This window comes from Paucibacter sp. B2R-40, assembly GCF_025717555.1.
Taxonomy (GTDB): Bacteria; Pseudomonadota; Gammaproteobacteria; order Burkholderiales; family Burkholderiaceae_C; genus Paucibacter_A.
In genome coordinates, this window is the sequence record NZ_JAJIRP010000006.1 from 69,628 (window position 1) to 92,431 (window position 22,804).

At 61.4% G+C, this 22,804-nt stretch carries 19 protein-coding genes; 9 read left to right on the forward strand and 10 right to left on the reverse strand.

All coding sequences use genetic code 11. From position 1 onward, the window contains the following. Positions 1-19: 19 nt before the first annotated feature. Positions 20-1,060, reverse strand: coding sequence for an AraC family transcriptional regulator (locus LNV09_RS13545; RefSeq protein WP_263557604.1), 1,041 nt, complete (start codon positions 1,058-1,060; stop codon positions 20-22). Positions 1,061-1,153: 93 nt separating this feature from the next. Between LNV09_RS13545 and LNV09_RS13550 the strand changes: the two genes are divergently transcribed. Both LNV09_RS13550 and LNV09_RS13555 read left to right on the forward strand, forming a co-directional pair. Next, a complete protein-coding gene (locus tag LNV09_RS13550) occupies positions 1,154-2,344 on the forward strand; it encodes an alkane 1-monooxygenase (protein ID WP_263557605.1) in 1,191 nt (396 codons plus the stop codon). Between the two features lie 103 nt (positions 2,345-2,447). Continuing rightward, on the forward strand, positions 2,448-3,770 hold the full coding sequence (locus tag LNV09_RS13555; protein WP_263557606.1) for a dicarboxylate/amino acid:cation symporter: 1,323 nt from the start codon (positions 2,448-2,450) through the stop codon (positions 3,768-3,770). Here the strand turns inward: LNV09_RS13555 and LNV09_RS13560 are convergent, their stop codons facing one another. The 4 genes from LNV09_RS13560 to LNV09_RS13575 all read right to left on the reverse strand — a co-directional run bounded on the left by LNV09_RS13560 (position 3,771) and on the right by LNV09_RS13575 (position 8,341). After that, a complete protein-coding gene (locus tag LNV09_RS13560) occupies positions 3,771-4,724 on the reverse strand; it encodes an NAD(P)H-dependent flavin oxidoreductase (RefSeq protein ID WP_263557607.1) in 954 nt (317 codons plus the stop codon). 26 nt (positions 4,725-4,750) lie between these two features. After that, positions 4,751-6,550 carry an acyl-CoA dehydrogenase gene (locus LNV09_RS13565; RefSeq protein ID WP_263557608.1) on the reverse strand — a complete coding sequence of 600 codons (1,800 nt, stop codon included), beginning with the start codon at positions 6,548-6,550 and terminating at the stop codon, positions 4,751-4,753. A gap of 75 nt (positions 6,551-6,625) precedes the next feature. Next, complete coding sequence (locus tag LNV09_RS13570; RefSeq protein ID WP_263557609.1) at positions 6,626-7,558, reverse strand: electron transfer flavoprotein subunit alpha/FixB family protein; 933 nt, start codon at positions 7,556-7,558, stop codon at positions 6,626-6,628. Between the two features lie 30 nt (positions 7,559-7,588). After that, positions 7,589-8,341, reverse strand: a complete 753-nt coding sequence (locus tag LNV09_RS13575) for an electron transfer flavoprotein subunit beta/FixA family protein (RefSeq protein WP_263557610.1) — start codon at positions 8,339-8,341, stop codon at positions 7,589-7,591. 163 nt (positions 8,342-8,504) lie between these two features. On the opposite strand from LNV09_RS13575, the gene murI reads away from it, so the two are divergent. Then, a complete protein-coding gene (murI, locus tag LNV09_RS13580) occupies positions 8,505-9,338 on the forward strand; it encodes a glutamate racemase (protein ID WP_263557611.1) in 834 nt (277 codons plus the stop codon). Positions 9,339-9,345: 7 nt separating this feature from the next. Here the strand turns inward: murI and LNV09_RS13585 are convergent, their stop codons facing one another. The 5 genes from LNV09_RS13585 to LNV09_RS13605 all read right to left on the reverse strand — a co-directional run bounded on the left by LNV09_RS13585 (position 9,346) and on the right by LNV09_RS13605 (position 15,033). Next, positions 9,346-9,864 carry a YfiR family protein gene (locus LNV09_RS13585; RefSeq protein WP_263557612.1) on the reverse strand — a complete coding sequence of 173 codons (519 nt, stop codon included), beginning with the start codon at positions 9,862-9,864 and terminating at the stop codon, positions 9,346-9,348. Continuing rightward, complete coding sequence (locus LNV09_RS13590) at positions 9,861-11,846, reverse strand: TonB-dependent receptor plug domain-containing protein (RefSeq protein WP_263557613.1); 1,986 nt, start codon at positions 11,844-11,846, stop codon at positions 9,861-9,863. The genes LNV09_RS13585 and LNV09_RS13590 overlap by 4 nt, the downstream gene beginning before the upstream one ends. Further along, on the reverse strand, positions 11,836-13,077 hold the full coding sequence (locus LNV09_RS13595) for a sensor domain-containing diguanylate cyclase (protein ID WP_263557614.1): 1,242 nt from the start codon (positions 13,075-13,077) through the stop codon (positions 11,836-11,838). The genes LNV09_RS13590 and LNV09_RS13595 overlap by 11 nt, the downstream gene beginning before the upstream one ends. Positions 13,078-13,222: 145 nt before the next feature. Continuing rightward, positions 13,223-13,870, reverse strand: a complete 648-nt coding sequence (locus LNV09_RS13600; protein WP_263557615.1) for a response regulator — start codon at positions 13,868-13,870, stop codon at positions 13,223-13,225. Beyond that, positions 13,867-15,033 carry a hybrid sensor histidine kinase/response regulator gene (locus LNV09_RS13605; RefSeq protein ID WP_411969284.1) on the reverse strand — a complete coding sequence of 389 codons (1,167 nt, stop codon included), beginning with the start codon at positions 15,031-15,033 and terminating at the stop codon, positions 13,867-13,869. The genes LNV09_RS13600 and LNV09_RS13605 overlap by 4 nt, the downstream gene beginning before the upstream one ends. A gap of 288 nt (positions 15,034-15,321) precedes the next feature. On the opposite strand from LNV09_RS13605, the gene LNV09_RS13610 reads away from it, so the two are divergent. The 6 genes from LNV09_RS13610 to LNV09_RS13635 all read left to right on the forward strand — a co-directional run bounded on the left by LNV09_RS13610 (position 15,322) and on the right by LNV09_RS13635 (position 22,784). Next, positions 15,322-15,780: a hypothetical protein gene (locus LNV09_RS13610; protein ID WP_411969285.1), complete on the forward strand. Its 459-nt coding sequence runs from the start codon at positions 15,322-15,324 to the stop codon at positions 15,778-15,780. Between the two features lie 50 nt (positions 15,781-15,830). Beyond that, on the forward strand, positions 15,831-16,193 hold the full coding sequence (locus tag LNV09_RS13615; RefSeq protein ID WP_263531893.1) for a response regulator: 363 nt from the start codon (positions 15,831-15,833) through the stop codon (positions 16,191-16,193). 24 nt (positions 16,194-16,217) lie between these two features. Further along, a complete protein-coding gene (locus LNV09_RS13620) occupies positions 16,218-18,365 on the forward strand; it encodes a chemotaxis protein CheA (RefSeq protein ID WP_263557617.1) in 2,148 nt (715 codons plus the stop codon). A 47-nt stretch (positions 18,366-18,412) separates the two neighbouring features. Further along, the gene (locus tag LNV09_RS13625; RefSeq protein WP_263557618.1) at positions 18,413-19,933 is read left to right on the forward strand and encodes a methyl-accepting chemotaxis protein; all 1,521 of its coding nucleotides are present in this window, start codon (positions 18,413-18,415) and stop codon (positions 19,931-19,933) included. Positions 19,934-20,039: 106 nt separating this feature from the next. After that, positions 20,040-20,513 (forward strand): chemotaxis protein CheW, encoded by a 474-nt coding sequence (locus LNV09_RS13630; RefSeq protein WP_263557832.1) that lies wholly within the window; start codon positions 20,040-20,042, stop codon positions 20,511-20,513. A 111-nt stretch (positions 20,514-20,624) separates the two neighbouring features. Next, positions 20,625-22,784: a methyl-accepting chemotaxis protein gene (locus tag LNV09_RS13635; RefSeq protein ID WP_263557619.1), complete on the forward strand. Its 2,160-nt coding sequence runs from the start codon at positions 20,625-20,627 to the stop codon at positions 22,782-22,784. Positions 22,785-22,804: the final 20 nt, after the last annotated feature.

The window sequence follows — 22,804 nt, forward strand, 5'->3', positions numbered from 1 at the left end:
GCTTGCGGGCCTGGACAGTTCAGGCCCGCAAGCGCTCGCGCAGACCCGAGGGCGTCTGCCCAAACCAGCGCCGCACGGTGCGGCTGAAGTTGGACGTGTCCTCGAAGCCGAGCTGCGCGGCGATCTCTTCCACCGAGTTCTGCGTGTGACGCAGCTGCCAAAGCGCCTGCTCCTGCCGCACGCCGTCCAGCAAGGCCTGGTAGCTGCTGCCTTCGGCGCGCAAACGGCGTATCAGGGTGCGCACCGAAACATGGCAGGCTGAAGCCAAGGCCAGCGCCGTCGGATAGGGCTCCGGCGCGCGCCGCTGCAGCAAGAGCTGACGCAGGCGCTGCGACCAGGGGCCGATGCCGCCCGCCGTCAACGCCAGCTCGCGCTCGCAATCTTCGCGCGCCGCCTCGAAGGCGCGTGCATTCGCCGTGATGCATGGTGACGCCAACATGCCTGCATCGAGGTGAAAAGCCAGCAAAGGTGCACCGAACGCCAGGACGCCGCCTTCGACCAAACGCTCGTATTGCTCGCACCAAGCCGGCGGCGCAAAAGGCAGCTCGACGCGCAGGCCGCGTAGGCGGTGGCCAACCACGGTCTCCATCAAACGCAGCGCAGTGCCGAACACGGTGTCGAGCACAAAGCCGCGCGCCGCGCCGAGGTCGGCACTTTCATGCGCATGCAGCACGGCGCCGTCGGCATGCTCGGTCAACTCAAAACGCAGCAAATCATTGCGCAGGCTGGAGAAGCGGGCCACCGTAGCCAGCGCCTGGCGCAAGTCGCGACTAGCCACCACCGCCGAGCCCACGCCGCCATGGGTCGAGATATGCGCCATCTGCCCCAACTCGATGCCCAGCCAAGGTCGGCCACTGGATGCAATTGCCGCTTGCGCCAACAGCTGCACGACAGCAAAGTCCAGCATCTTCTCCTCGGTCGCAAGCCCCTCCCAGCTCAAACCGGCCTCGGCCAAAGCAAGCTCCATGTCCGCCCCCAGGCCGCGCAGCAGCATGCATAACAGCCGCGCATAGGTCGGATGCACCTTGGCTGCTTGGGTGGGGTTTTGCTGAGGGCTCATGGCTTGTCACTTTATGACGATCACTTGCCACTTGCCACGGTGTTTGCACGGGGGCGAGCCGGCCACACTGACACAAACAACAGGAGACAAACCATGACCCTCAGCGTGCCCAAGCCCATGCAACAAGACCCGGCCTCAACGCCGCCCGCCAGCCCTTACGTGGACCGTAAGCGTTATGCCTGGCTGATGAGCCTGCTGGTGCCGGCCTCGGTAACCTTGGGGCCGGCCCTGTTGCTGTGGAGCGGCGACGCGCGCCTGCTGTGGCTGCCGGTGGCCTTTCTCTACGGCGTGGTGCCGCTGATCGACTGGCTCCTGGGCAGCGACCGTAGCAACCCGCCCGAGTCTGCCGTGCCGGCGCTGGACGCTGACCTGTTCTATCGCCGCATCACTTATGCCTTGGTACCAATTTTGTGGCTGGCCTTCACCTTTTGCGTCTGGTTTGTCGCCACGCATGACCTGCCCTGGCATGGCGTGCTGGCGATGGTGATCATCACCGGCTCGGTCGGCGGCTTTTGCATCAACCTGGGCCATGAGTTGGGCCACAAGCAAACCAAGCTTGAGCGCTGGCTGGCCAAACTGGTGCTGTCCACCACCGCCTACGGACATTTCTATATCGAACATAACCGCGGGCATCACCGGGATGTAGCCACGCCGCTGGACCCGGCCTCCTCGCGCATGGGGGAGTCGATCTACCGCTTTGTGCTGCGTGAGATGCCCGGCGCCTTCAAGCGCGCCTGGAACCTGGAGAGCACGCGGCTGCGCAAGGCGAACCTGCAGGTCTGGTCGCTGCACAACGAGATCCTGCAGCCGGCGCTGATTACCTTGGCGCTCTGGGGCGCCTTGACAGTCTGGCTGGGGCCACAAGTGCTGCCCTTCATCCTGGCCACCGCCTTCTGGGCCAACTTCCAGCTCAGTTCCGCCAACTACATCGAGCATTACGGCCTCTTGCGCCAACAACTGCCGAACGGCCGCTACGAGCCCTGCCAACCGCATCATTCATGGAACAGCAATCACATCTTTTCCAACTGGGCGGTGTTCCATTTACAGCGCCACTCGGACCACCATGCCCACCCCCTACGCCGTTATCAATCGCTGCGCCACTTTGAAAATTTGCCGCAACTACCCAGCGGCTACTTCGGCATGTTCAGCATCGCCTACATCCCGCCGCTGTGGTTTCGGGTGATGGACGAACGGCTGCTGACCGTGGTCGGGCGTGATCCTGCGCGCATCAATTTCGAACCCGCTCGGCGAGCAGGTCTGATGACCAAGTACCAACTGAACTAAGCGCTGCGCCGCCGCCGGCGCCATCCTTGTGTATGTAGTTCCCCTCATATCAAAGCGAACAGTCTGGCCGCAAGATGCCGCACCGTCGAAATCGGAGCCCATCGTGCTAGCCAAACCAGCCCTCTACAAGTCTCTTTACGCCCAGGTCATCACCGCCATCGTCTTGGGCGTGTTGCTGGGCCACTTTTACCCGGAGAGCGGCGCGGCGATGAAGCCGCTGGGCGACGGCTTCATCAAGCTGATCAAGATGATCATCGCGCCCATCATCTTCTGCACCGTGGTGGTGGGCATCGCCGGCATGGAGGACATGAAAAAGGTCGGCAAGACCGGCGGCTTGGCCTTGCTGTACTTTGAAATTGTCTCCAGCCTGGCGCTGGTGATAGGCCTGGTCGTCGTCAACCTGCTGCAACCCGGTGTCGGCATGAATGTGGACCCGGCGGCGCTGGACACCAAGAGCCTTGCCGCCTACACCGCGCCCGGCAAGATGCAGACCACCACCGAGTTCTTGCTCGCCATCATCCCGACCACGGTGGTTGACGCCTTTGCCAAGGGCGAAATGCTGCAAGTGCTGTTGATCGCGATGCTGTTCGGCTTTGCCCTGCACCGCTTTGGCGGCCGCGGCACGCTGGTGTTCGACCTGATCGAGAAAAGCTCGCATGTGCTGTTCGTCATCGTCGGCTACATCATGAAGCTGGCCCCGATCGGCGCCTTCGGGGCCATGTCCTTCACCATCGGCAAATACGGCCTGGGTTCGCTGGTGCAGCTGGCCAAGCTGATGGGCAGCTTCTACCTGACCTGCCTGCTGTTCATCTTCATTGTGCTGGGCAGCATCGCCCGCTTCCACGGCTTCTCGATCTGGAAATTCATCAAATACATCAAGGAAGAATTACTGATCGTGCTGGGCACATCCTCGTCGGAATCGGTGCTGCCGCGCATGATGGCCAAGATGGAAAACCTCGGCGCCAAGAAGTCCACCGTCGGCCTGGTGATCCCGACCGGCTACTCCTTCAATCTGGACGGCACCTCGATCTACCTGACCATGGCCGCCGTCTTCATCGCGCAGGCCACCAACACGCCGATGACGCTGACGCAACAACTGACCCTGCTGGCCGTGCTGCTGTTGACTTCCAAGGGCGCGGCCGGCGTGACCGGCAGCGGCTTTATCGTACTGGCCGCTACGCTCAGCGCCGTCGGCGGTGTGCCGGTGGCAGGGCTGGCGCTGATCCTGGGCATTGACCGCTTCATGAGCGAGGCCCGCGCACTGACCAATTTGATCGGCAACGGCGTGGCTACCTTGGTGGTGGCCAAATGGACCGGTGACCTGGATATGGAGCGCCTGAACCGTCAACTGGACAATGAAACCGATCTGGAGGCTGACGCGCCCGAGCAGGTGCTGGACCGCGTCAACGCCCAACTCAAGGCCTGATCAAGGCAAGCTCAGGCGCGCCCTGGCGGCTTGATACTCCGCCGCCAGACGCGCGACCAATTGCCCGGCCGGAAGCACCTCGCGCACCGCGCCAATACCCTGACCGCAGCCCCAGATTTCCTTCCAAGCCTTGGCGGAGCTGCCGCCGAAATTCATCGCTGTCGGGTCGCTCTCGGGCAAATGGTCCGGGTCCATGCCGGCATTGACGATGGAGCCGCGCAGGTAGTTGCCGTGCACGCCGGTGAACAGATTGCTGTAGACGATGTCATCGCTATTGCTGTCCACAATCATCTGCTTGTAGCCATCCGCCGCGCGCGCTTCATCGGTGGCGATAAAGGCCGAGCCGATGTAGGCAAAGTCAGCGCCCATCGCCTGCGCTGCCAACACCGCATCGCCTGTGGCAATCGAGCCCGACAAGGCGACTGGGCCGTCGAACCATTGACGGATTTCCTGGATCAACGCGAACGGGCTTTTCACGCCGGCATGCCCGCCGGCACCGGCCGCCACCGCGATCAGGCCATCGGCACCTTTTTCGATCGCCTTCTTGGCAAACTTGTTGTTGATGATGTCGTGCAGCACGATGCCGCCCCAGGCGTGAACCGCCTGGTTGACGTCTTCACGCGCGCCCAGCGAGGTGATGATGATGGGCACCTTGTACTTGGCGCAGACCGCCATGTCATGCTCAAGTCGGTCGTTACTTTTGTGCACGATCTGGTTGATCGCAAACGGGGCGGCCGGCTTGTCCGGGTTGGCCAGGTTGTAGGCGGCCAGTTCGGTGGTGATCTCGTTCAACCACTCGTCGAGCAATTCGGCCGGGCGGGCGTTCAGCGCCGGCATGGAGCCGACCACGCCGGCCTTGCACTGGGCAATCACCAGTTTGGGGTTGCTGATGATGAACAGTGGCGAGCCGATGATGGGCAGCGGCAGGTTTTGCAGAATCGGGGGCAAGGACATTGAAAGGGTCTCCGTTCAGAAATCACTCAAAAAGCGTCGAGCGACATCGCGGTGACGCTGTCGGCGCCCTCGACGATGGCATCGCGCAGGCCGCCGGCGCGGCTCAGGATGTGTTCGGCATAAAAGCGCGCAGTGGCGATCTTGGCGGACATGAAGGCGGCGTCATTGCCAGCCGCCAAATGGTCCTCGGCCACCATCAGCGAGCGCGCCAATTGCCAGCCCGCCACCAGATTGCCGGCCAACATCAGATAGGGCACCGAGCCGGCGTAAGCCGCGTTCGGATTGCTGCGTGAATTGGCCGCGATGAAGTCCACCACATCCAGATAAGCCAGACGAGCAGCCGACAAGCGCTTGAGCACCGAGCGAGCGGCGGCGCTGTCACGCGCGGCCAGCTGCGCCTCGGTCGCTTCGACCAGCCCCGCCACCGAGCGGGCAAAGGCGCCGCCGTCGCGGCCGGTCTTGCGGCCGACCAGGTCATTGGCCTGAATCGCGGTCGTGCCTTCGTAAATGGTCAGGATCTTGGCGTCGCGGTAATGCTGCGCCGCGCCGGTTTCCTCGATGAAGCCCATGCCGCCATGCACTTGCACGCCCAGGTCGGTAACCTCCAGACTCATCTCGGTGCTATAGCCCTTGACGAGAGGCACCAGGAATTCATAGAAGGTCTGCGCCTGTTTGGCGACCGCCGCATCGGCGTGGTGATGGGCGGTGTCATAGGCGCTGGCCGCCACGCTGGACATGGCCCGGCAACCTTCGGTCAGCGCGCGCATCGTCATCAGCATGCGGCGCACATCGGGGTGGTGCAGGATGGGCGCGGCGCCACCACCGGCTGCGGTGGAGCCGTCAACGGGACGGGACTGCACGCGATCGCGGGCAAAGCTGGCCGCCTTTTGGTAGGAGCGCTCGGCCACTGCAATGCCTTGCACGCCGACGCCGAAGCGGGCCGCATTCATCATGATGAACATGTACTCAAGGCCACGGTTCTCTTCGCCGATCAGAGTTCCAACAGCACCGCCATGGTCACCGAACTGCAGCACGGCAGTCGGGCTGGCCTTGATGCCCATCTTGTGCTCGATCGACACGCAATGCGCGTCGTTGCGAGCGCCCACGCTGCCGTCCGCATTGACCATGAATTTCGGCACCAGGAACAAGCTGATGCCCTTGACGCCCTCGGGTGCGCCGACCACACGGGCCAACACCAGATGGACGATGTTCTCGGCCATATCGTGCTCACCGTAGGTGATGAAGATCTTGGTGCCGAAGATCTTGTAAGTGCCGTCGGCCTGCGGCTCGGCGCGCGTGCGCACTTGGGCCAGATCTGAGCCGGCTTGCGGCTCGGTCAGGTTCATCGTGCCGGTCCAGCTGCCATCGACCAGCTTGGGCAGGTAGACGGACTTCTGCTCGTCCGAGCCGGCGGTCAGCAGCGCCTCGATCGCGCCGTCGGTCAACAGCGGACACAGCGCAAAGCTGACGTTAGCGCTATTGATCATCTCGCCGCAGGCCGCACCAATGGTCTTGGGAAGGCCCTGGCCGCCAAACTCGTCCGGGTGCTGCAGGCCTTGCCAGCCGCCTTCGGCAAATTGCTTGAACGCCTCTTTGAAACCGGGCGTGGTGAAGACCTGACCGTCCTTCCAATAGGACGGATTCTTGTCACCTTCCCAGTTCAGTGGGGCGATCACGTCTTCGCACAGCTTCGCGCATTCCTCCAGCACGGCTTGCGCGGTGTCGAGGTCAAAGTCGGCAAAGGCGGGAATCTTGTTCAGGGCGGGCAGGTCGGCCAGCGCCTGCATATTGAACATCAGGTCTTTAACGGGGGCGCGATAAGTCATTCTCTTGTCTCCAGAAAAAAGGCGCCGCGACCATGCAGTCGGGCGCCTTCAGGCTTGTTTGTCAAACGCGTGAAATCAAAGCGACTTGACCAGTTCCGGCACGGCCACGAACAGGTCGGCTTCCAGGCCGTAATCGGCGACCGAGAAGATCGGTGCTTCGGCATCTTTGTTGATCGCGACGATCACCTTGGAGTCCTTCATGCCGGCCAGATGCTGGATCGCACCCGAGATGCCGCAGGCGATGTAGAGCTGAGGAGCGACGATCTTGCCGGTCTGGCCGACCTGCCAGTCGTTCGGGGCATAACCTGCGTCCACAGCGGCGCGCGAAGCGCCGAGTGCGGCGCCGAGCTTGTCGGCCAGGGGTGTCAGCACTTCCATGAACTTCTCGTTGGAGCCCAGGGCGCGACCGCCGGAGACGATCACCTTGGCTGCCGTCAGCTCGGGGCGGTCGTTCTTGGTTACTTCACGGCCGGCGAAGCTGCTCTTGCCACTGTCGGCAGCCGCTGCAACCACTTCAACGGCGGCGCTGCCACCGGTGGCGGCAGCCGCGTCAAAGCCGGTCGTGCGCACGGTCAGGATCTTGACCGCATCGCCGCTTTGCACGGTGGCGATCGCGTTACCAGCGTAGATTGGGCGCTCGAAGGTGTCGGCGCTGATGACCTTGGTGACATCGGACAGCTGCGCCACGTCAAGCAGCGCGGCAACGCGCGGCGCCACGTTTTTACCCGAGGCAGTGGCCGGGAACAGGATGTGGGTGTAGCCAGAAGCAATCGCCAACACTTGAGCGGCGAGGTTTTCGGCCAGGCCGTTTTCCAGCGCGGCGGCGTCGGCGTGCAAGACCTTGGCCACACCGGCGATTTGTGCAGCGGCAGCGGCGGCTGCGGCGGCATTGAAGCCGGCCACCAGCACATGCACGTCGGCACCGGTCGCCAAAGCGGCGGTGACGGTATTCAAAGTCGCGCCCTTGATGTGGGCGTTGTCGTGTTCAGCAATAACGAGAGCAGTCATTGGGGATTCTCCGAATTCTTCTGATCAGGTTTAGCCAATGACCTTGGCTTCGTTTTTTAGCTTGTCGACCAGGGCGGCCACATCGGCCACCTTGATGCCGGCGCTGCGCTTGGGCGGCTCCTCGACCTTGAGGGTCTTGATGCGCGGCGCAACGTCCACGCCCAGATCGGCCGGCTTGATCACGTCCATCTGCTTCTTCTTGGCCTTCATGATGTTGGGCAGCGTCACATACCGCGGCTCATTCAGGCGCAGGTCGGTGGTGATGACGGCGGGCAGCGTCAGCTTGACCGTCTCCAGGCCGCCGTCGACTTCACGCGTCACCGCGACGGAGTCGGCGGTCAGCTCGACCTTGCTGGCAAACGTACCCTGCGGCATGCCGGTCAGCGCGGCCAGCATCTGGCCGGTCTGGTTGCAGTCATCATCAATCGCCTGCTTGCCCAGGATCACCAGGCCGGGCTGCTCTTTGTCGACCAGGGCCTTGAGCAGCTTGGCAACGGCCAGCGGCTGCAACTCGGCATCCGTTTCAATCAGGATGGCGCGGTCGGCGCCAATCGCCATTGCCGTGCGCAGGGTTTCCTGGCACTGCGTGACGCCGCATGAGACGGCGATCACTTCGGTGACCACGCCCTTCTCTTTCAGGCGCACCGCTTCTTCGATGGCAATTTCATCAAAGGGGTTCATCGACATTTTCACGTTGGCGATATCCACGCCGCTGCCGTCGCTCTTGACGCGCACTTTGACGTTGTAGTCGACCACGCGTTTGACTGGGACCAGGACTTTCATCGATTACTCCAAGACTAATTGACGTTAACGTTAACCAGATTCTACGGGGGCGGCTCAGCAGCCCGGCAGCTTCTTTCCCGCAAAGCAGCAAAAAAGCACGATCGTTCTATTCTAGCCACGAAGTCTAAGCCCGTTCGAGACAAAAGCTAGACTGCCGCACTTAATGACCTCTACCCTTCTCTCCAAGCCTGCCTGCCTGGGTATTTTTGACTCCGGCGTCGGCGGCCTCACCGTCTTGCGCGAGCTGCACCGCCTGCTGCCCGAGGTGCCCATGCTGTATGTGGCTGACGCCGCCCACGCGCCTTATGGGCAGCGCGAACCCGACTACATCATTCAACGCAGCCTGACCCTGGCCGAGCACTTGATAGACCAAGGCGCGCGGGTCTTGGTGGTGGCTTGCAACACCGCCACCGCGCACGCGATCGGCGCGCTCAGGCAGCGTTGGCCGGACCTGCCCATCGTCGGCACCGAGCCCGGCATCAAGCCGGCGGTGGCGGCCAGCCGCAACGGCCGCATCGGCGTGATGGCCACGCCGTCCACCATTGCCAGCGCCCGCTTTGCCGATTTGATTGCACGGCATGCCGGCACTACCCAGGTATTCAGTCAGCCCTGCCCGGGCTTGGTCGCCTTGATTGAGCGCGGTGAGCTGAACACGCCGGCCTTGACCGAATTGCTGACAGAGCTGTGCCAGCCCTTGATCGAGGCCGAGGTCGATACTGTCTTGATGGGCTGCACCCATTACCCCTTGGTGCAGCCGGCTTTGCAAGGGGTGCTGGGCGAAGCGGTGTTGCTGCTGAACATCGAGTCAGCGGTGGCACAACAAGCCGCCAAGCAATGGCTTGGCCTGGGCTTGGCAGCGCAGCCGGGTGCCCAACAAAATGCTCAACAGGCCGCAAGCCTGCCCATTCTGCAAACAACAGGCAAAGCCGAAGCACTCAGTCAGTTTGTGCAACAGGCGCTGACTTGGCGTGTACAGGCGCAAGCCCTGCACATCTAAAGCCTCATCACTTCACTTCGCGCGCCAGCTTGAGCATCTGCGAGCTGAGCACCAGACCGCGCCGTTTGGCCTCGGTGTGATTGATTCGAAAAGCCAGGCCGTTAGGTTCGGCCACCAGCGCGATCACCGCGCCATTGCGGAAGGCTTCGGCGCTGTCGCCCACCACCAAGACCGGCTCCGCCGCCAGAGCCGTTTGCCAGCGCTGCAACTCGGCTCTGTCATCAAAACCCAAGAGCAGCAATTGACATTGCGCCGCTTGCTGAGGGTCGGTCAGCACGCGCAGGCGGCTGCTCACCTCTCCGTGTGATTTTGAAGTTAGTGCCTGCAGTGAGGCGTGCATGCCTGCATTGCCGGCCACGCAGTAGGTGAACTCGCGCAAAGGCGGCGGCGGCCATTGAGTGAACTGAGCGAAGCGATAGATAAAGGCCGCCTTCAGCTGCGCATCGTCCAGCGTCGGCGCTGCGCCAGCCGCCAGCGCCAGCAAGCAGCCCGGCAGTGCGAGGCAGACGCGCGCCGCCCAGTTCACGAGCCGAACCTCCAGCTCAGGCCAAGTTGCACGCTGCGGCCCGGCTGTTGCGTAGGCAATTGCTGCACCCGGGTCCGATCGACGATGCGTGTGTCACCCAGGTTATAAAGCCCCAGACTCACATCCAGATCAAGCCGCGGGCGCCATAGCAGATTGACGTTATTCAAAAGATAGCCCGGCAGATCTTCGGCCGCCGTTTGGCGCCGGCTCATCGCAAACATCTGCCAGGACACCTGCAAGGCATCGCCCAAGATGGGCTGGCTATAAAAGAACTTGAACAGCGCCGCCGGCGAATTGCTCAAGCCTGCCCCATGCTCGTCGCGGCTGCGCTGCAGGGACAACCCCATGCGCAAGCGCGCTCCTTGGTTCCAGCGCCGCTCCAACTCCAGCTCAGTGCCGATATTGCGCAAGGGCTTGCTGTTCTCATAGACCGGCAAATCGACCTGATTCAATTCGATCAAGTCCAAGAGCCGCGAGGCGTAGAGTGAGACTCGGTATTGCAACTGTGGAGTCAGCGCGTGCTCCCAGGCAGCCTCCAAGGTGCGCACGCGCTCAGGCTTGGGCGTGGGCAACTCCCATGAAGCATTGACCGCAAACTCATTCAAATTGGCGGCCCGAAAGGCGCTGCCATACATCAGCCTCAAGGTGGCGTCGGGTAGGCCGCTCCAGACCCAGGCCAGCCGCGGGTTGACGCTGGGATCGGCCACCCAGGAACTATCCCGGCGCAGACCCAGAATCAATTGCTGCTTGTCGGCAATTTGCCATTCATCCTGCACGAACAGGCCAAGCCGCCGGTTATCGCCAAAGTATTCCTGAAATGGTGGCTCGCCTTCAAGACCCGCCAGAATCCTTTGCTCGGCATCGTTTTGCACCTCAAGCCCGGCCATCAAGCGATGCTGCTCCCAGCGCCGGGTGCTCAAACGAAGATCCCAGTTGGACCAGCTTCCCCGCGCCGTCGTCGCGTACATGCGCTGCTGTGCGGTTTGCGGGTCCACAGACGGAAAGCGCTCCCGGTAATGGCTGCGCTTGACGGAGACCGCGGCGAACAAATCCCAATCTGGGCCAAAACTACGCTCGTGGCTTAGCGCGACAAAACTATTGTCGGACACCATATAGGCTTGATCGAACCGCGCAGGCGTGCTCTCGGGTGCATAACTGGGTACGCCGTTGCTCAATTCGCTATAACCTGCGCGCAGCGCCCACTCCCCTGCATTGAAACTGCCAAACAGGCGCTTGCCCCGCATCCACAGTCGCTCCCGCTGGGGGCTCACCTCTTCGGCAGGCGCTTCATAAGGCAGGGGCATATGGTCGTGCTTGGATTGGCTGGCGGCCAGCCAGCCTTCCCAGCCGGCCTCGGAGCGGTAGCCCCAACTGGCCCGCGCCTGCTGCAGGCCGAGCGAATCACGGCTGGCACGAACTTCCGCACCGGCCAGCTTGTCAGCCCGCTTGGTCATCACATTGACCACACCCAGAAAGGCGTTATTCCCATACAGCGCCGAGCCCGGCCCGGGCGCGAATTCCACCCGTTCGATCAGCTCAACATCGAGAAAGAATTCCCCACCCAGCAAGGCCGCGTCATAAACATTCTCATTCACCCGCATGCCATCAATGAGCAGCAGCAAGCGCGTATTGAGATCGCCCGGGCGGCCCAGTCCGCGCGCGCCAAGATAGGTGAAGACACCGTCGCTGGTGGTGTACAAGCCCGGCAGCGCCCGCAAGATATCGCTCATATTGCGAAAGCCGAAACGGGCAATTTCACCAGCGGTGATGACGTAGGTGGTGGTCGGGGCCTGCGCCGCACTTTGCGTGAAGCGCGATGCGGTGCTCACTTCAACATCACGCGGCACCTGCTTGAGCGGCTGGCGCAGCAACTCCTCCAGACCCATTTCTTGCTCGGTACTTCCTGCCACTTGCGCCGCCGTGGGCGCCGCCAGCCACAAGAGCAGCCAGGCAGCAGATGCTCGGGCTGCACTAAGCCGCACGATTGGCTCTCCTGAAGGTATTCTTGCCGGCCCGCTTGGCCGCGTACATCGCCACATCGGCAGCACTCAAGAGCTGCGAAGCCTCAACCTCATCGGTGGGGCAAAAAGCCAGGCCCACTGTTGCGCCTATCGGCATCAAGTGCCCGCCAATCACCATCGGCTCGCGGATCGCCGCGATCAAGCGCAGCGCCAGTGCTTCGGCGGCAGGCTCGTCGGGCACGACCGGAAGGATCAAGCCGAATTCATCGCCACCCAAGCGGCACAACACATCGCCGGCTCGCAGCACCCGGCTCATACGGGCGGCCACCTCGCACAACACGGCATCGCCGGCATCATGGCCATGCCTGTCATTGACCAGCTTGAAACTGTCCAGATCGATGAACATCAATGCCATCAAGAGGGCGTTCTGGCAGCTGTGGCTCATATGCCGCTGTAGCGCCGATTGGAAATAGAGGCGATTGGGCAACTTGGTCAGACTATCCTGATGGGCGAGTTGCTCGAATTGCTGGCCGGCGAGTTGTTCGCGCTGCAATTGTTGATTGAGCTCGGTCTGGCTGATCTCGACCCGCTTGAGCATCTGGTTAAAGCGCTCGCTCAATCGACCGACCTCATCGGCGCCATGGATCTGCGCGCGCTGGCTGAAGTCTTGACTGGTTGCAATCTTTTCTGCCAGATGAGAAAGCTCAACGATAGGCGCAAGCGCTCGCTTTTGTACCCAACGCAAGAGCCGCCCGGCGACCAAAATCGCCAAGCCAATGAAGACTGCGGCTACACCGACCATGCGCAGCACGGTGTGCTGCAAGGACTTCAAACTCTCGTGCACGGTCAGCGCACCTACTCGCTCGCCTTTGAGATGGATGGGCACCCAGACATCGAGTGAATTCAGATGCATCTGCACGATGGCGGACGTTCCGGCCAAGGCAGCCGGCGCGCGCTCCAGGTGGTGGTCGGCCTGACCCGCATCCAACCAATGGGCGAAGGTGGAGTGATCGAGCCGCGACACCTGCACCTCCAGCACGCCGCCACGCCGGGCAAAAGCACTCAGTTCCAGCTGCGCTGCGCTGGCATCCTCAAACACCAGCATCGGCGCAAGGTTGTTGGCCAGCAACTGCGCATCATGCTCGGCCGATTGAGCTTGGTGCTCGCGCGCCACCAGCAAGGAGGCCGTGGCGATCAAAACAAAGGTCAACAGCATGGTCACCGCCAGCACCTGCAGGTTCAAGCGGGTCAAGCGCCGAACCAAGGACTGAGGTTTTGCAGTCTTCCGATTTACGGATGAAGTCATGCCAGAGGAATTGGGGTGCCACCGTGGGCCACAGTTCTACCACCAAAGCAGCCGACTCATCGCCAGAAAAACAAGGCCTGCCGCCCGCAACTCAACTTGCCACTAAACCGTTGCGAATAGCGTACACCGTCAATTCAGAGTTATTCGCCAGGCCCAATTTCTCAAGCACGCGGGCGCGGTAGACGCTGACCGTCTTCGGGCTCAGCGTCAGCTCTTCGGCAATATCGGACAGGCGTTTGCCGGACGCGATCATCACCAAGGTCTGCAACTCGCGGTCGGAAAGCTTTTGATGCGCCTGCTCATTGACCGGTGCGGTGAGGCTTTCCACCAGCATTTGCGCAATCTCGGGCGTCACATACTTGCGCCCCTGCGCCACCGTGCGCACCGCCTGCACCAGCACCTGCGGGTCTCCGCCCTTGTTCACATAGCCATAGGCGCCGGCACGCAACGCGCGGATCGCGTATTGATCCTCCGGGTACATCGAGACGATCAAAGTACGGATCGAGGTGCCCTCGTCCTTCATCACATGCAGCACATCCAAACCGCTGCGCCCAGGCATATTGATGTCGAGCACCAAAACATCGATGGCGGAATTGGGCCCCAGATCACGCAATAAACTGCGCAATTCACCGTAGTCAGACGCTTCGCCGACAACCTCAATATCGGCCACATCGGACAAGGTGTCGCGGATGCCGCGTCGGATCAAGGCATGGTCATCACAAAGAATCACTTTGATCATGGTTGCACCCAGCCGGCAGCTTCGCTGGCTTCACTGGCGTCCTGCGCGGGTGCTTGCCCCTCTTCAACGCCGGCAAAGTCAAGTGACTCCATTTGCAGCGGCACAGAAAGAATCAGGCTCACGCCCTTGTTGTTGCTGCTCAAGTCCACCCATCCCCCTACGGTTGCGGCGCGTTCGTGCAGACCGCGAATACCAAAGCTGCGTGCTTTGGCCAAAGCTCCGGGCGCAATGCCCACCCCATTGTCACTAACTTCAAGCGTCAAGACCCCGGAATCGACACTCAAGTCAATATCTACGCGGCTGGCGTTCGCGTGTTTGGAGACATTGGTCAGCGCCTCTTGCGCTGTGCGGTAGGCGACCAGGGGCACACCGGCGGGCAGCTGCATCTCATTTTCACTGCCGCAGCGCAATGTCACCACAATGCCGGTGCGGCGCTCAAAGCGCGCCGCCATCCATTGCACCGCAGCCACCAAGCCCTGCTCAAGAATAGCCGGGCGAAGGTTTTGCATGATGCGCTGGCTGGCTTCGATCGCACCCGTGACGGTCTCCAGCGCTGACTCGACCCGCTGCAAAACGCCTTCATCTTTCGCATGGCGTTGAATCCAGGCCAAGTCGAACTTCAGCGCCGTCAGTGACCCACCCACATCATCATGAATTTCACGAGCGATTGCAGCGCGCTCCATCTCTACGCTAGTTTGCAGATGGCCGGCCAGCTCATGCAAGCGCTGCTTGGACTTGATCAGTTCCCGGTCGGCTTCAATGCGCGCCCGCTCAGACTCGCAAGCCTCGATCGCATGCAGCAAGGCGGGCGCCAAGCGCGCGAGATCTTTCTTCAACAAATAGTCGGAGGCGCCAGTGCGCATCGCCGCCACTGCGGTGTCCTCACCAATCTCGCCCGAAACCAAGATGAAGGGCAAAAGCAGCTTGCTGGCTTTCAACATATCCAACACGACCAGACCGGAAAAACCGGGCAAGTTGTAGTCGGAGATCAACGCGTCCCAAGGCTGGGTAAGCGCCCGGCTGACTTCGGCCAAGCTGTCTATACGCTCAAGCTCAATATTCAGGCCGGCACGGCGCAGCTGCGCCATGATCAGTTGGTGATCCAGCTCGGAATCTTCTATGTGGAGTACGCGCAGGTGGCGCTCGGCAGTTGGCATCGACATGGGGCCGAAGTATGCAGGCAATGCGTGAAGGATTGACCTAGGGGAAGCCGTTGCAATGGCAAGTTTGCATCTTGATTCCGTTGAAATTACGGGTAAACCCTTGCATCAAACCAAAGCCCTGTGTAGATTGCCGAGAAATAGCCTGCTTCTGTGGCCATTGTCCTGTCGACAGACGGGCCAGAAATGCCGAAGATGCGTTCAAGCAAGGTCGCCGTGGGGTGTCCAAGCCGCGCGCCTTTATTGAGGGCCAGGTTTTGCCCCCAGGGGAACATAAAGCATGGAGCAAAGATGCAGATGAACGAATCAAGCGATCCCTTCGACCCAGGGATGACGCCCTTGCTGGCGGCCGCCGAGCTGCAGGATCACCTGATGACGGTCACCCATGATCTGGAGCGCTTGCAACGCTTGCTGGATGATGCGGGAGAAGCTCTCTCCATGCATTTCTACAGCGCTTCCAATCATGTCCATGGCTTGATGCAGAGCTCCGGAGAACAAGCCGCTGCCAACCCCATCCTGAAAAAAGTCATCGAAGATATTGCCGGAGCCATCACGGCCCTGCAGTTTCAAGACATGGCCACTCAACTGATTGCCCACACCAGCCAGCGCCTGCGCAACTGCGCGGATCAACTGGCGCGCGACACTTTTGGCGACGATGAAGACGGCGAATCGGTCGTTGAACTTGCGCCCTTGCGCCCCAACCCGGTCACGCAAGACGAGATGGACGCGGGTTCGATCGAATTGTTCTAAAGAAGCCTAGATAGTTACCGAAATCAGCTTGATACCCCGGAGAGAAAACAATGCACTCAATCCTTGCCGTGGACGATTCGGCCTCGATGCGCCAAATGGTCGCCTTTACGCTCAAAAACGCTGGCTTCAACGTCGTTGAAGCGGTGGATGGGCAAGACGCCCTGGAGAAGTCGACAACGCGCGACTTCGACTTGGTCCTGACCGACCAGAACATGCCGCGCATGGACGGAATTAGCTTGACCAAAAAGCTGCGCGATAACCCGAAGTTCAAGACCACCCCGATCTTGATCCTGACGACCGAGTCCAGCGACCAGATGAAGCAAGCCGGCCGCGCCGCAGGTGCCACAGGCTGGCTGGTGAAACCCTTCGACCCAGCCAAGCTGATCGAAGTGATCGGCAAGGTCATTCGCTAAACCGTCGTCAAATTGGAGTAAAGCATGGGAGAAATGACTTCCGAGGGCGCCAGCCTGAGCGCTGGAATCGACCTCAGCCAGTTTTACCAAGTCTTCTTTGAAGAGGCGGGCGAGAATCTCGACAATATGGAGCAGATGCTGCTCAACCTCAACATCGAGACCGCCGACGACGAAGAGCTCAACGCCATCTTCCGCTGCGCCCACTCGATCAAAGGCGGCGCGGCCACTTTTGGCTTCAGCGATGTGGCCGAGTTGACGCACCAAATGGAGACCTTGCTGGACAAGCTGCGTCGCCATGAATTGCAGCCCACTTCGCCGATGGTCGACACTTTGCTGCAATCAGGAGATGCCTTGCGTGCCCAACTGGGCCGCCATCAGGGCTCCGGCGCTCCAGCGGTTGACACCACCGAGCTGTTGAACAGCATTCGCGGTTTTGTTGAAAGCGAGCAAGGCGATTTCGACGCACCGACGGCGGCCCCAGCAGCCGCCAGCGCTCCAGCGGCAGCCCCCAAAGCGGCCAAAGCAGCGCCGGTGAAGCCCGGTGTGCGTGAGCTGGAAATGCGGGTCGGCCCACTGACCGATCTCAGCCTGGCCGACAACCTGGTTGATCTGTTCAAAGAAATCACCGACCTCGGCACGATTGAGCCATTGGACGGCGGGGTGGCCGCCGACGGCGTGCGCCGCTTCAAAATTCTAACCAGCAGCTCAGATGGTGATTTGCTCGATCTGTTCACCTTCCACGTGGCGCGTGAACAAGTCAATTTGCTGCCATTCGGGCCAGGTTTTGGTTTCCACGAAGGTTCGCCCGGATCGCCTGCTGCGGCCGCACCCGCGGCCACCTCAGCGGCCCAAGAAGCCGAGCTGGGCTACGGCTTCTTTGACAATGCGCCGGGTCTGCCCGAACAAGCCGCCACCACTGACCTGAAGGTACAAGTCGAAGCCGCCAAGCCGGCCGTCGTCACACCTGCCGCCGCCGCACGTCCGGCCGGCGGACCAGCCGCCGGCATGGAGCAATCGACCCTGCGGGTGTCGATCGAAAAAGTCGATCAACTGATCAACTTGGTCGGTGAACTGGTGATTACGCAGGCCATGCTGGCCCAGAACAGCCGCGATGTGGCGCCGGGCCTGTACCAGCAGCTGACCTCCGGCCTGGCCGATCTGGAGCGCAACACCCGTGACTTGCAAGAGTCGGTGATGTCGATCCGGATGATCCCGATGTCCATCGTGTTCAACCGCTTCCCACGCATGTTGCGCGACCTGGCCGCCAAGCTGGGCAAGAAGGTCGAATTGGTGACCCAAGGTGAGGCGACCGAGCTGGACAAGAGCCTGGTTGAGAAGATCACTGATCCGCTGACTCATCTGGTTAGAAACAGCTGCGACCACGGCATCGAAATGCCCGCCGACCGATTGGCCAAAGGCAAGCCCGAGCATGGCACCATCACCCTGGTCGCCTCACACCAGGGCGGCTCCATCGTCATCGAGGTACGCGACGACGGCAACGGCTTGAACCGCAACCGCTTGATCAAGAAGGCACGCGAAAAAGGTATCGATGCGCCCGACTCGATGAGCGACTCGGATGTCTGGAACTTGATCTTCGCGCCGGGCTTCTCGACTGCTGATCAGGTCACCGATGTTTCCGGGCGCGGCGTCGGCATGGACGTGGTGAAACGAAACATCACCTCGCTGGGCGGCACGGTCGAGATCGATTCGGCCGAAGGCTACGGCATGAAGGTCTCGGTGCGCTTGCCGCTGACGCTGGCCATTATGGACGGCATGAGCGTGGGCGTCGGCGAAGAGGTCTATATCTTGCCGCTGTCCTCGGTGATCGAATCCTTCCAGGTGCAGGCCGACACGATCAAGACGGTCGCCGGGTCTGGCCGCGTGGTCGAGGTGCGTGATGAGTACATGCCGGTGATTGGTCTTGAGACCATCTTCCAAGTACCTCGCTTCGACTTCGAGCATGTCAGCACCATCATGGTGGTGGTCGAGGCCGAAGGTGGACGCGTGGCGCTGCTGGTTGACGAGTTGCTCGGCCAACAACAAGTGGTGGTGAAAAACCTCGAAGCCAATTACCGCAAGGTTCCCGATGTGTCGGGCGCCACCATCATGGGAGATGGGCGAGTGGCCTTGATTCTCGACGTCGGCAGTCTGGTGCGACGTTCGCGTCATTGACTCCTCCCCCCAAAAAGCTTCACTACTTCAGAAAGCCTCCAAAATATATGAGCGCATTGATCCGGCAATTCAGCATTCGCACCCGCATGATCGGGGCGATTGCGATGGTATTGGCGCTGCTGCTGATGGTGGGCGGCGTGGGCTTCATGGGCATGAACACGCTGCGGGATCACAACCGGCAAATCGTTGAGAACTCAGCCACGCTGGTCAAACAGGCCTCGGCCTTGGCTCAACATTTGGAGTCCGGCGCTGCCAAGGAAGGCGGCGCGCAACAAGAAAAGCTGCTGAGCGAGATCAAGTCCACACTGAAGCAAAGCGCCGATGTGGCGCAGGCCCACGGCAAAGGCGCCCAGGACAATAGCTTGATGACTTTCATCATTGTGCTCAGCCTGGGGGCCATCATCGTCGTGCCGCTGACCTTGCTGAATATGCAGAGTATCTGCACGCCGCTGGCTCAGGCCGATGCTTTGGCCAACGCCATAGCCAATGGGGACTTGACCGGCTCTTCCGCTGCAATTGAGGGTCAGGACGAAGCCTCCCACCTGATGCGTTCCTTGCAAAATATGCAGCAGGCCCTGCAGGGCTTGGTGAGCCAGTTGCGCACCTCGGCAGACAGCATTCGCACCGCCTCGGTGGAGATCGCCTCAGGCAATCAAGACCTCTCCAACCGCACCGAACAGACCGCGTCCAACTTGCAACAAGCCGCATCGTCAATGGTGCAACTGACCGGCACGGTCCGCCAGACCGCCGACTCGGCCCGCACCGCCAACCAGCTCGCCACCTCGGCCTCACATGCAGCAGCCAAGGGCGGCGAAGTGGTCGGCCAAGTGGTGTCGACCATGGACGACATCAACACCAGCTCGAAGAAAATCAGCGACATCATTGGCGTGATCGACAGCATTGCCTTCCAGACCAATATCTTGGCCTTGAATGCTGCGGTGGAGGCGGCCCGGGCCGGCGAGCAAGGCCGCGGCTTTGCCGTGGTGGCCAGCGAGGTGCGCTCTTTGGCGCAGCGCAGCGCCGAAGCGGCACGTGAAATCAAGACCTTGATCGGCGCCAGCGTCGAGCGGGTCGAGGTGGGCTCGCGCCTGGTGCAAGAAGCCGGCTCCTCGATGACCGACATCGTTTCCAGCGTGCAACGGGTCTCCGACATCATCGGCGAAATCACGGCGGCCGCAAGTGAACAAAGCGACGGCATCGAGCAGGTCAATCAGTCGGTCGTGCAGTTGGACCAGATGACGCAGCAAAACGCCGCGCTGGTGGAGGAGTCCGCCGCTGCGGCCGAAAGTTTGAAGGACCAAGCCGAATCTTTGGCCGAGGCCGTGGGTAAATTCAGGACCAGCACCGAGGTCAGGCCACAGCACCGGGCAGCCAAGACGGGGATGAAAACTCCCGTCAAGACCGCCCCGGCGAAAGCAGCACCGATGCCAACGGCCAAAAAAGCAGCGATGAACAGCCCCAGCCCTGCGCCAAGGCCAGCGGCGGCGCCGGTTTCCGCCGCCCCTGCCCCTAAGGCCAAAGCGCCCGCCCCGTCCAGCCAGAGCGAGAGCGAATGGGAATCTTTCTAAGTTTTTCCTTACGTCACCCATCCATCCCGTACAGATAACGAGGTAAGCCATGGAAACCACCCGAGACAATGTGCCGGCCCTGCGCCAAGAAGCCGGCAGCCTGGCAATGAAGAACCGCGGACCATCCAGCGGTGAATTCCTGACCTTTCGCCTGGGCGCGGAAGAATACGGCATTGACATCCTGAAGGTGCAGGAAATCCGCTCCTACGAGCCGCCAACCCGCATCGCCAATGCGCCCGACTTCATCAAGGGTGTTGTCAACCTGCGCGGCGTGATTGTGCCTATCGTGGATCTGCGCTTGAAGCTGGGCTGCCCATCGGCCGAGTACAACAGCTTCACCGTGGTGATCGTGTTGAACGTCAGGAACCGCGTGGTGGGCGCCGTGGTTGATTCGGTTTCTGATGTCCTGGAATTGGCCCGCGATGCGATTCGGCCGGCCCCGGAACTCAATTCCACTTCGGTGGACACCAGCTTCATCACCGGCATAGGCACTGTCAACGACCGCATGCTGATTCTGATGGACATCGAAGGTTTGATGAGCAGCGCCGACATGGGATTGATGGACTCCCTGGCGGCCTAAGACAAGAACCAGCCAGTCTCGACGGGCCACGGTGATGGCTTTCTCGTCGATTGTTTGATCGAGCCTGGCTTGGCAACTTGTCTGCACAACAATATTGGTGGAGTACGCGCAATGAAGACCAGGTCCACCTCGATCGCGCGTCGCGTGTCGACGATTGGCGGCATTACCCTAGCGGTCGTACTTCTCACCGTCAGTGGCATCGTCAGCGTGATGCTGACACGCGATGCCAACCAGCGCGTGCAAACCTGGGTCGGCGATAAAGCGCAGTCTTTGGTGGACTCCATGCATGCGATGGACGAGTCCTCGCGCATCTTGGTCGAACGCAACTTCGGTTCCCTGCGGCAGGAGTTCGGGCCCAGTTTCAGCCTGGACGAAGCCACCGGCGAGTTGCGCGATTGGGGGCCGAAGTTGAACGGCAACTTCACCCAGGTCGACAAATTCGCCGGCGCGACCGGAGGCGTAGCGACGGTCTTCGCCGTCAAGGGTGATGATTTCGAACGCATCACCACCTCGCTGAAAAATGCCAAGGGCGAACGCGCTATGGGCACGCTGCTGGGCAAGGAGCACCCCGCCTTTGCCACAGTAAAAACCGGCAAGCCCTTCTCGGGGCGCGCAGTGCTGTTCGGCCGCGCCTATATGACTCATTACGAGCCGATCAAAAATGACGACGGCAAACTGATTGGTTTGCTCTTCGTGGGCTTCGACCTTGATGCGTTCGAGGTGGCCATGTCTAGCCTGAGCGCGAATGCCAAGTTCTTCGACAGCGGCGGTACCTTTTTGGTCACCGCCAGCAACGATATGTCCAAGGCCACGTTTGCGGCGCACCCCACGGCCAAAGGCAAATTGGTCGCCGACTTCATGCCGGGCCTGGACAAGGCCTTGACCGAACTCGGCGAGAGCAGCGATGGCTACTTATCCAGCTTCCCCAATGTCTTGGCTACGCCGCGCGATGACAATTTCGCCATCGTCCGCAAGAGTGACAAGGCCGGCCTGTGGGTAGTCGCACAAGTGTCCCGGAGTGAGGCGATGGCCTCGCATTGGGCCACCTTGATCCCCTTTTGGATCATGCTGACTCTGACCACGGTGGGCCTGGGAATGGGCCTATTCTGGATGATGCGCAACTGGGTCGCCAGGCCGCTGGGCGCCCTGACCAATGCGGTCGGTGCGATCGCCCAAGGCGATCTGTCTCAGTCGGTCATCAGCACGCGTGACGACGAAATCGGCTTGCTGATTCAACAAACCGAGGCGATGCGAGAGCGCTTGGCCGAAACCATCGGCACCGTGCGTATGTCGGTCGACTCGATCGGCCACGCCAGTGCCGAGATCGCGACCGGCAACCAAGACCTGAGTCAGCGCACCGAGCAGACTGCCTCGAATCTGCAACTGGCCTCCTCGTCAATGACCGAGTTGACCGGCACCGTCAAACAAACCGCCGACTCCGCCCGCACCGCCAACCAGTTGGTGATGTCGGCCGCGAATGCAGCAGCCAAGGGCGGGCAGGTGGTCGGCCAAGTGGTGTCCACCATGGACGACATCAACACCAGCTCGCGCAAGATCAACGACATCATCGGCGTCATCGACGGTATCGCCTTCCAGACCAATATCCTGGCCTTGAACGCTGCGGTCGAAGCCGCCCGGGCCGGCGAGCAGGGCCGCGGCTTTGCTGTGGTGGCCAGCGAGGTGCGCTCCTTGGCGCAGCGCAGCGCGGCGGCAGCCAAGGAAATCAAGACGCTGATCGGCGCCAGTGTGGAGCGGGTCGAAATGGGCTCGCGCCTGGTGCAAGACGCGGGTACTTCGATGACGGAAATCGTCTCCAGCGTGCAACGCGTGCAAGACATCATCGGCGAGATCACGGCCGCAGCCAGCGAGCAAAGCGACGGCATCGGCCAAGTCAATCAGTCGGTGACGCAGTTGGATCAGATGACGCAGCAAAACGCTGCCTTGGTAGAGGAGTCGGCTGCGGCGGCAGAAAGTCTGAAAGATCAGGCGCAACGACTGATAGAGGCTGTGGCCATCTTCCGGCTGGCGCAGGCCGGCGGCAGCAGCCCAGCAGCCCACAGACCGCCCGCTGCGCCTGCGACCAAGGCCGGCAAGTCTGCCTCTGCCAGCCCCACCCCAAAGCCCAGCTCGAGCAAGCCAAGCGGGCCGAGCAAGGCAAAGACGACGCCGTCGACTCCTAGCGCAGCAGCCCCGGCCGCCCCTGTGGTGCGCGCCAAGCCACTTGCTGCGACGCCCCCCGCCTCCAACGAGAGCGAGTGGGAAAGTTTTTGAACCTCAATCTTTAAGCATCA

Excerpts from the sequence above, each read along its gene's own strand:
- LNV09_RS13545 (WP_263557604.1), bottom strand. The coding sequence starts at position 1,060 with ATGAGCCCTCAGCAAAACCCCACCCAAGCAGCCAAGGTGCATCCGACC.
- LNV09_RS13550 (WP_263557605.1), top strand. The coding sequence starts at position 1,154 with ATGACCCTCAGCGTGCCCAAGCCCATGCAACAAGACCCGGCCTCAACG.
- LNV09_RS13560 (WP_263557607.1), bottom strand. The coding sequence starts at position 4,724 with ATGTCCTTGCCCCCGATTCTGCAAAACCTGCCGCTGCCCATCATCGGC.
- LNV09_RS13565 (WP_263557608.1), bottom strand. The coding sequence starts at position 6,550 with ATGACTTATCGCGCCCCCGTTAAAGACCTGATGTTCAATATGCAGGCG.
- LNV09_RS13570 (WP_263557609.1), bottom strand. The coding sequence starts at position 7,558 with ATGACTGCTCTCGTTATTGCTGAACACGACAACGCCCACATCAAGGGC.
- LNV09_RS13575 (WP_263557610.1), bottom strand. The coding sequence starts at position 8,341 with ATGAAAGTCCTGGTCCCAGTCAAACGCGTGGTCGACTACAACGTCAAA.
- murI (WP_263557611.1), top strand. The coding sequence starts at position 8,505 with ATGACCTCTACCCTTCTCTCCAAGCCTGCCTGCCTGGGTATTTTTGAC.
- LNV09_RS13600 (WP_263557615.1), bottom strand. The coding sequence starts at position 13,870 with ATGATCAAAGTGATTCTTTGTGATGACCATGCCTTGATCCGACGCGGC.
- LNV09_RS13605 (WP_411969284.1), bottom strand. The coding sequence starts at position 15,033 with ATGTCGATGCCAACTGCCGAGCGCCACCTGCGCGTACTCCACATAGAA.
- LNV09_RS13610 (WP_411969285.1), top strand. The coding sequence starts at position 15,322 with ATGCAGATGAACGAATCAAGCGATCCCTTCGACCCAGGGATGACGCCC.
- LNV09_RS13615 (WP_263531893.1), top strand. The coding sequence starts at position 15,831 with ATGCACTCAATCCTTGCCGTGGACGATTCGGCCTCGATGCGCCAAATG.
- LNV09_RS13620 (WP_263557617.1), top strand. The coding sequence starts at position 16,218 with ATGGGAGAAATGACTTCCGAGGGCGCCAGCCTGAGCGCTGGAATCGAC.
- LNV09_RS13625 (WP_263557618.1), top strand. The coding sequence starts at position 18,413 with ATGAGCGCATTGATCCGGCAATTCAGCATTCGCACCCGCATGATCGGG.
- LNV09_RS13630 (WP_263557832.1), top strand. The coding sequence starts at position 20,040 with ATGAAGAACCGCGGACCATCCAGCGGTGAATTCCTGACCTTTCGCCTG.
- LNV09_RS13635 (WP_263557619.1), top strand. The coding sequence starts at position 20,625 with ATGAAGACCAGGTCCACCTCGATCGCGCGTCGCGTGTCGACGATTGGC.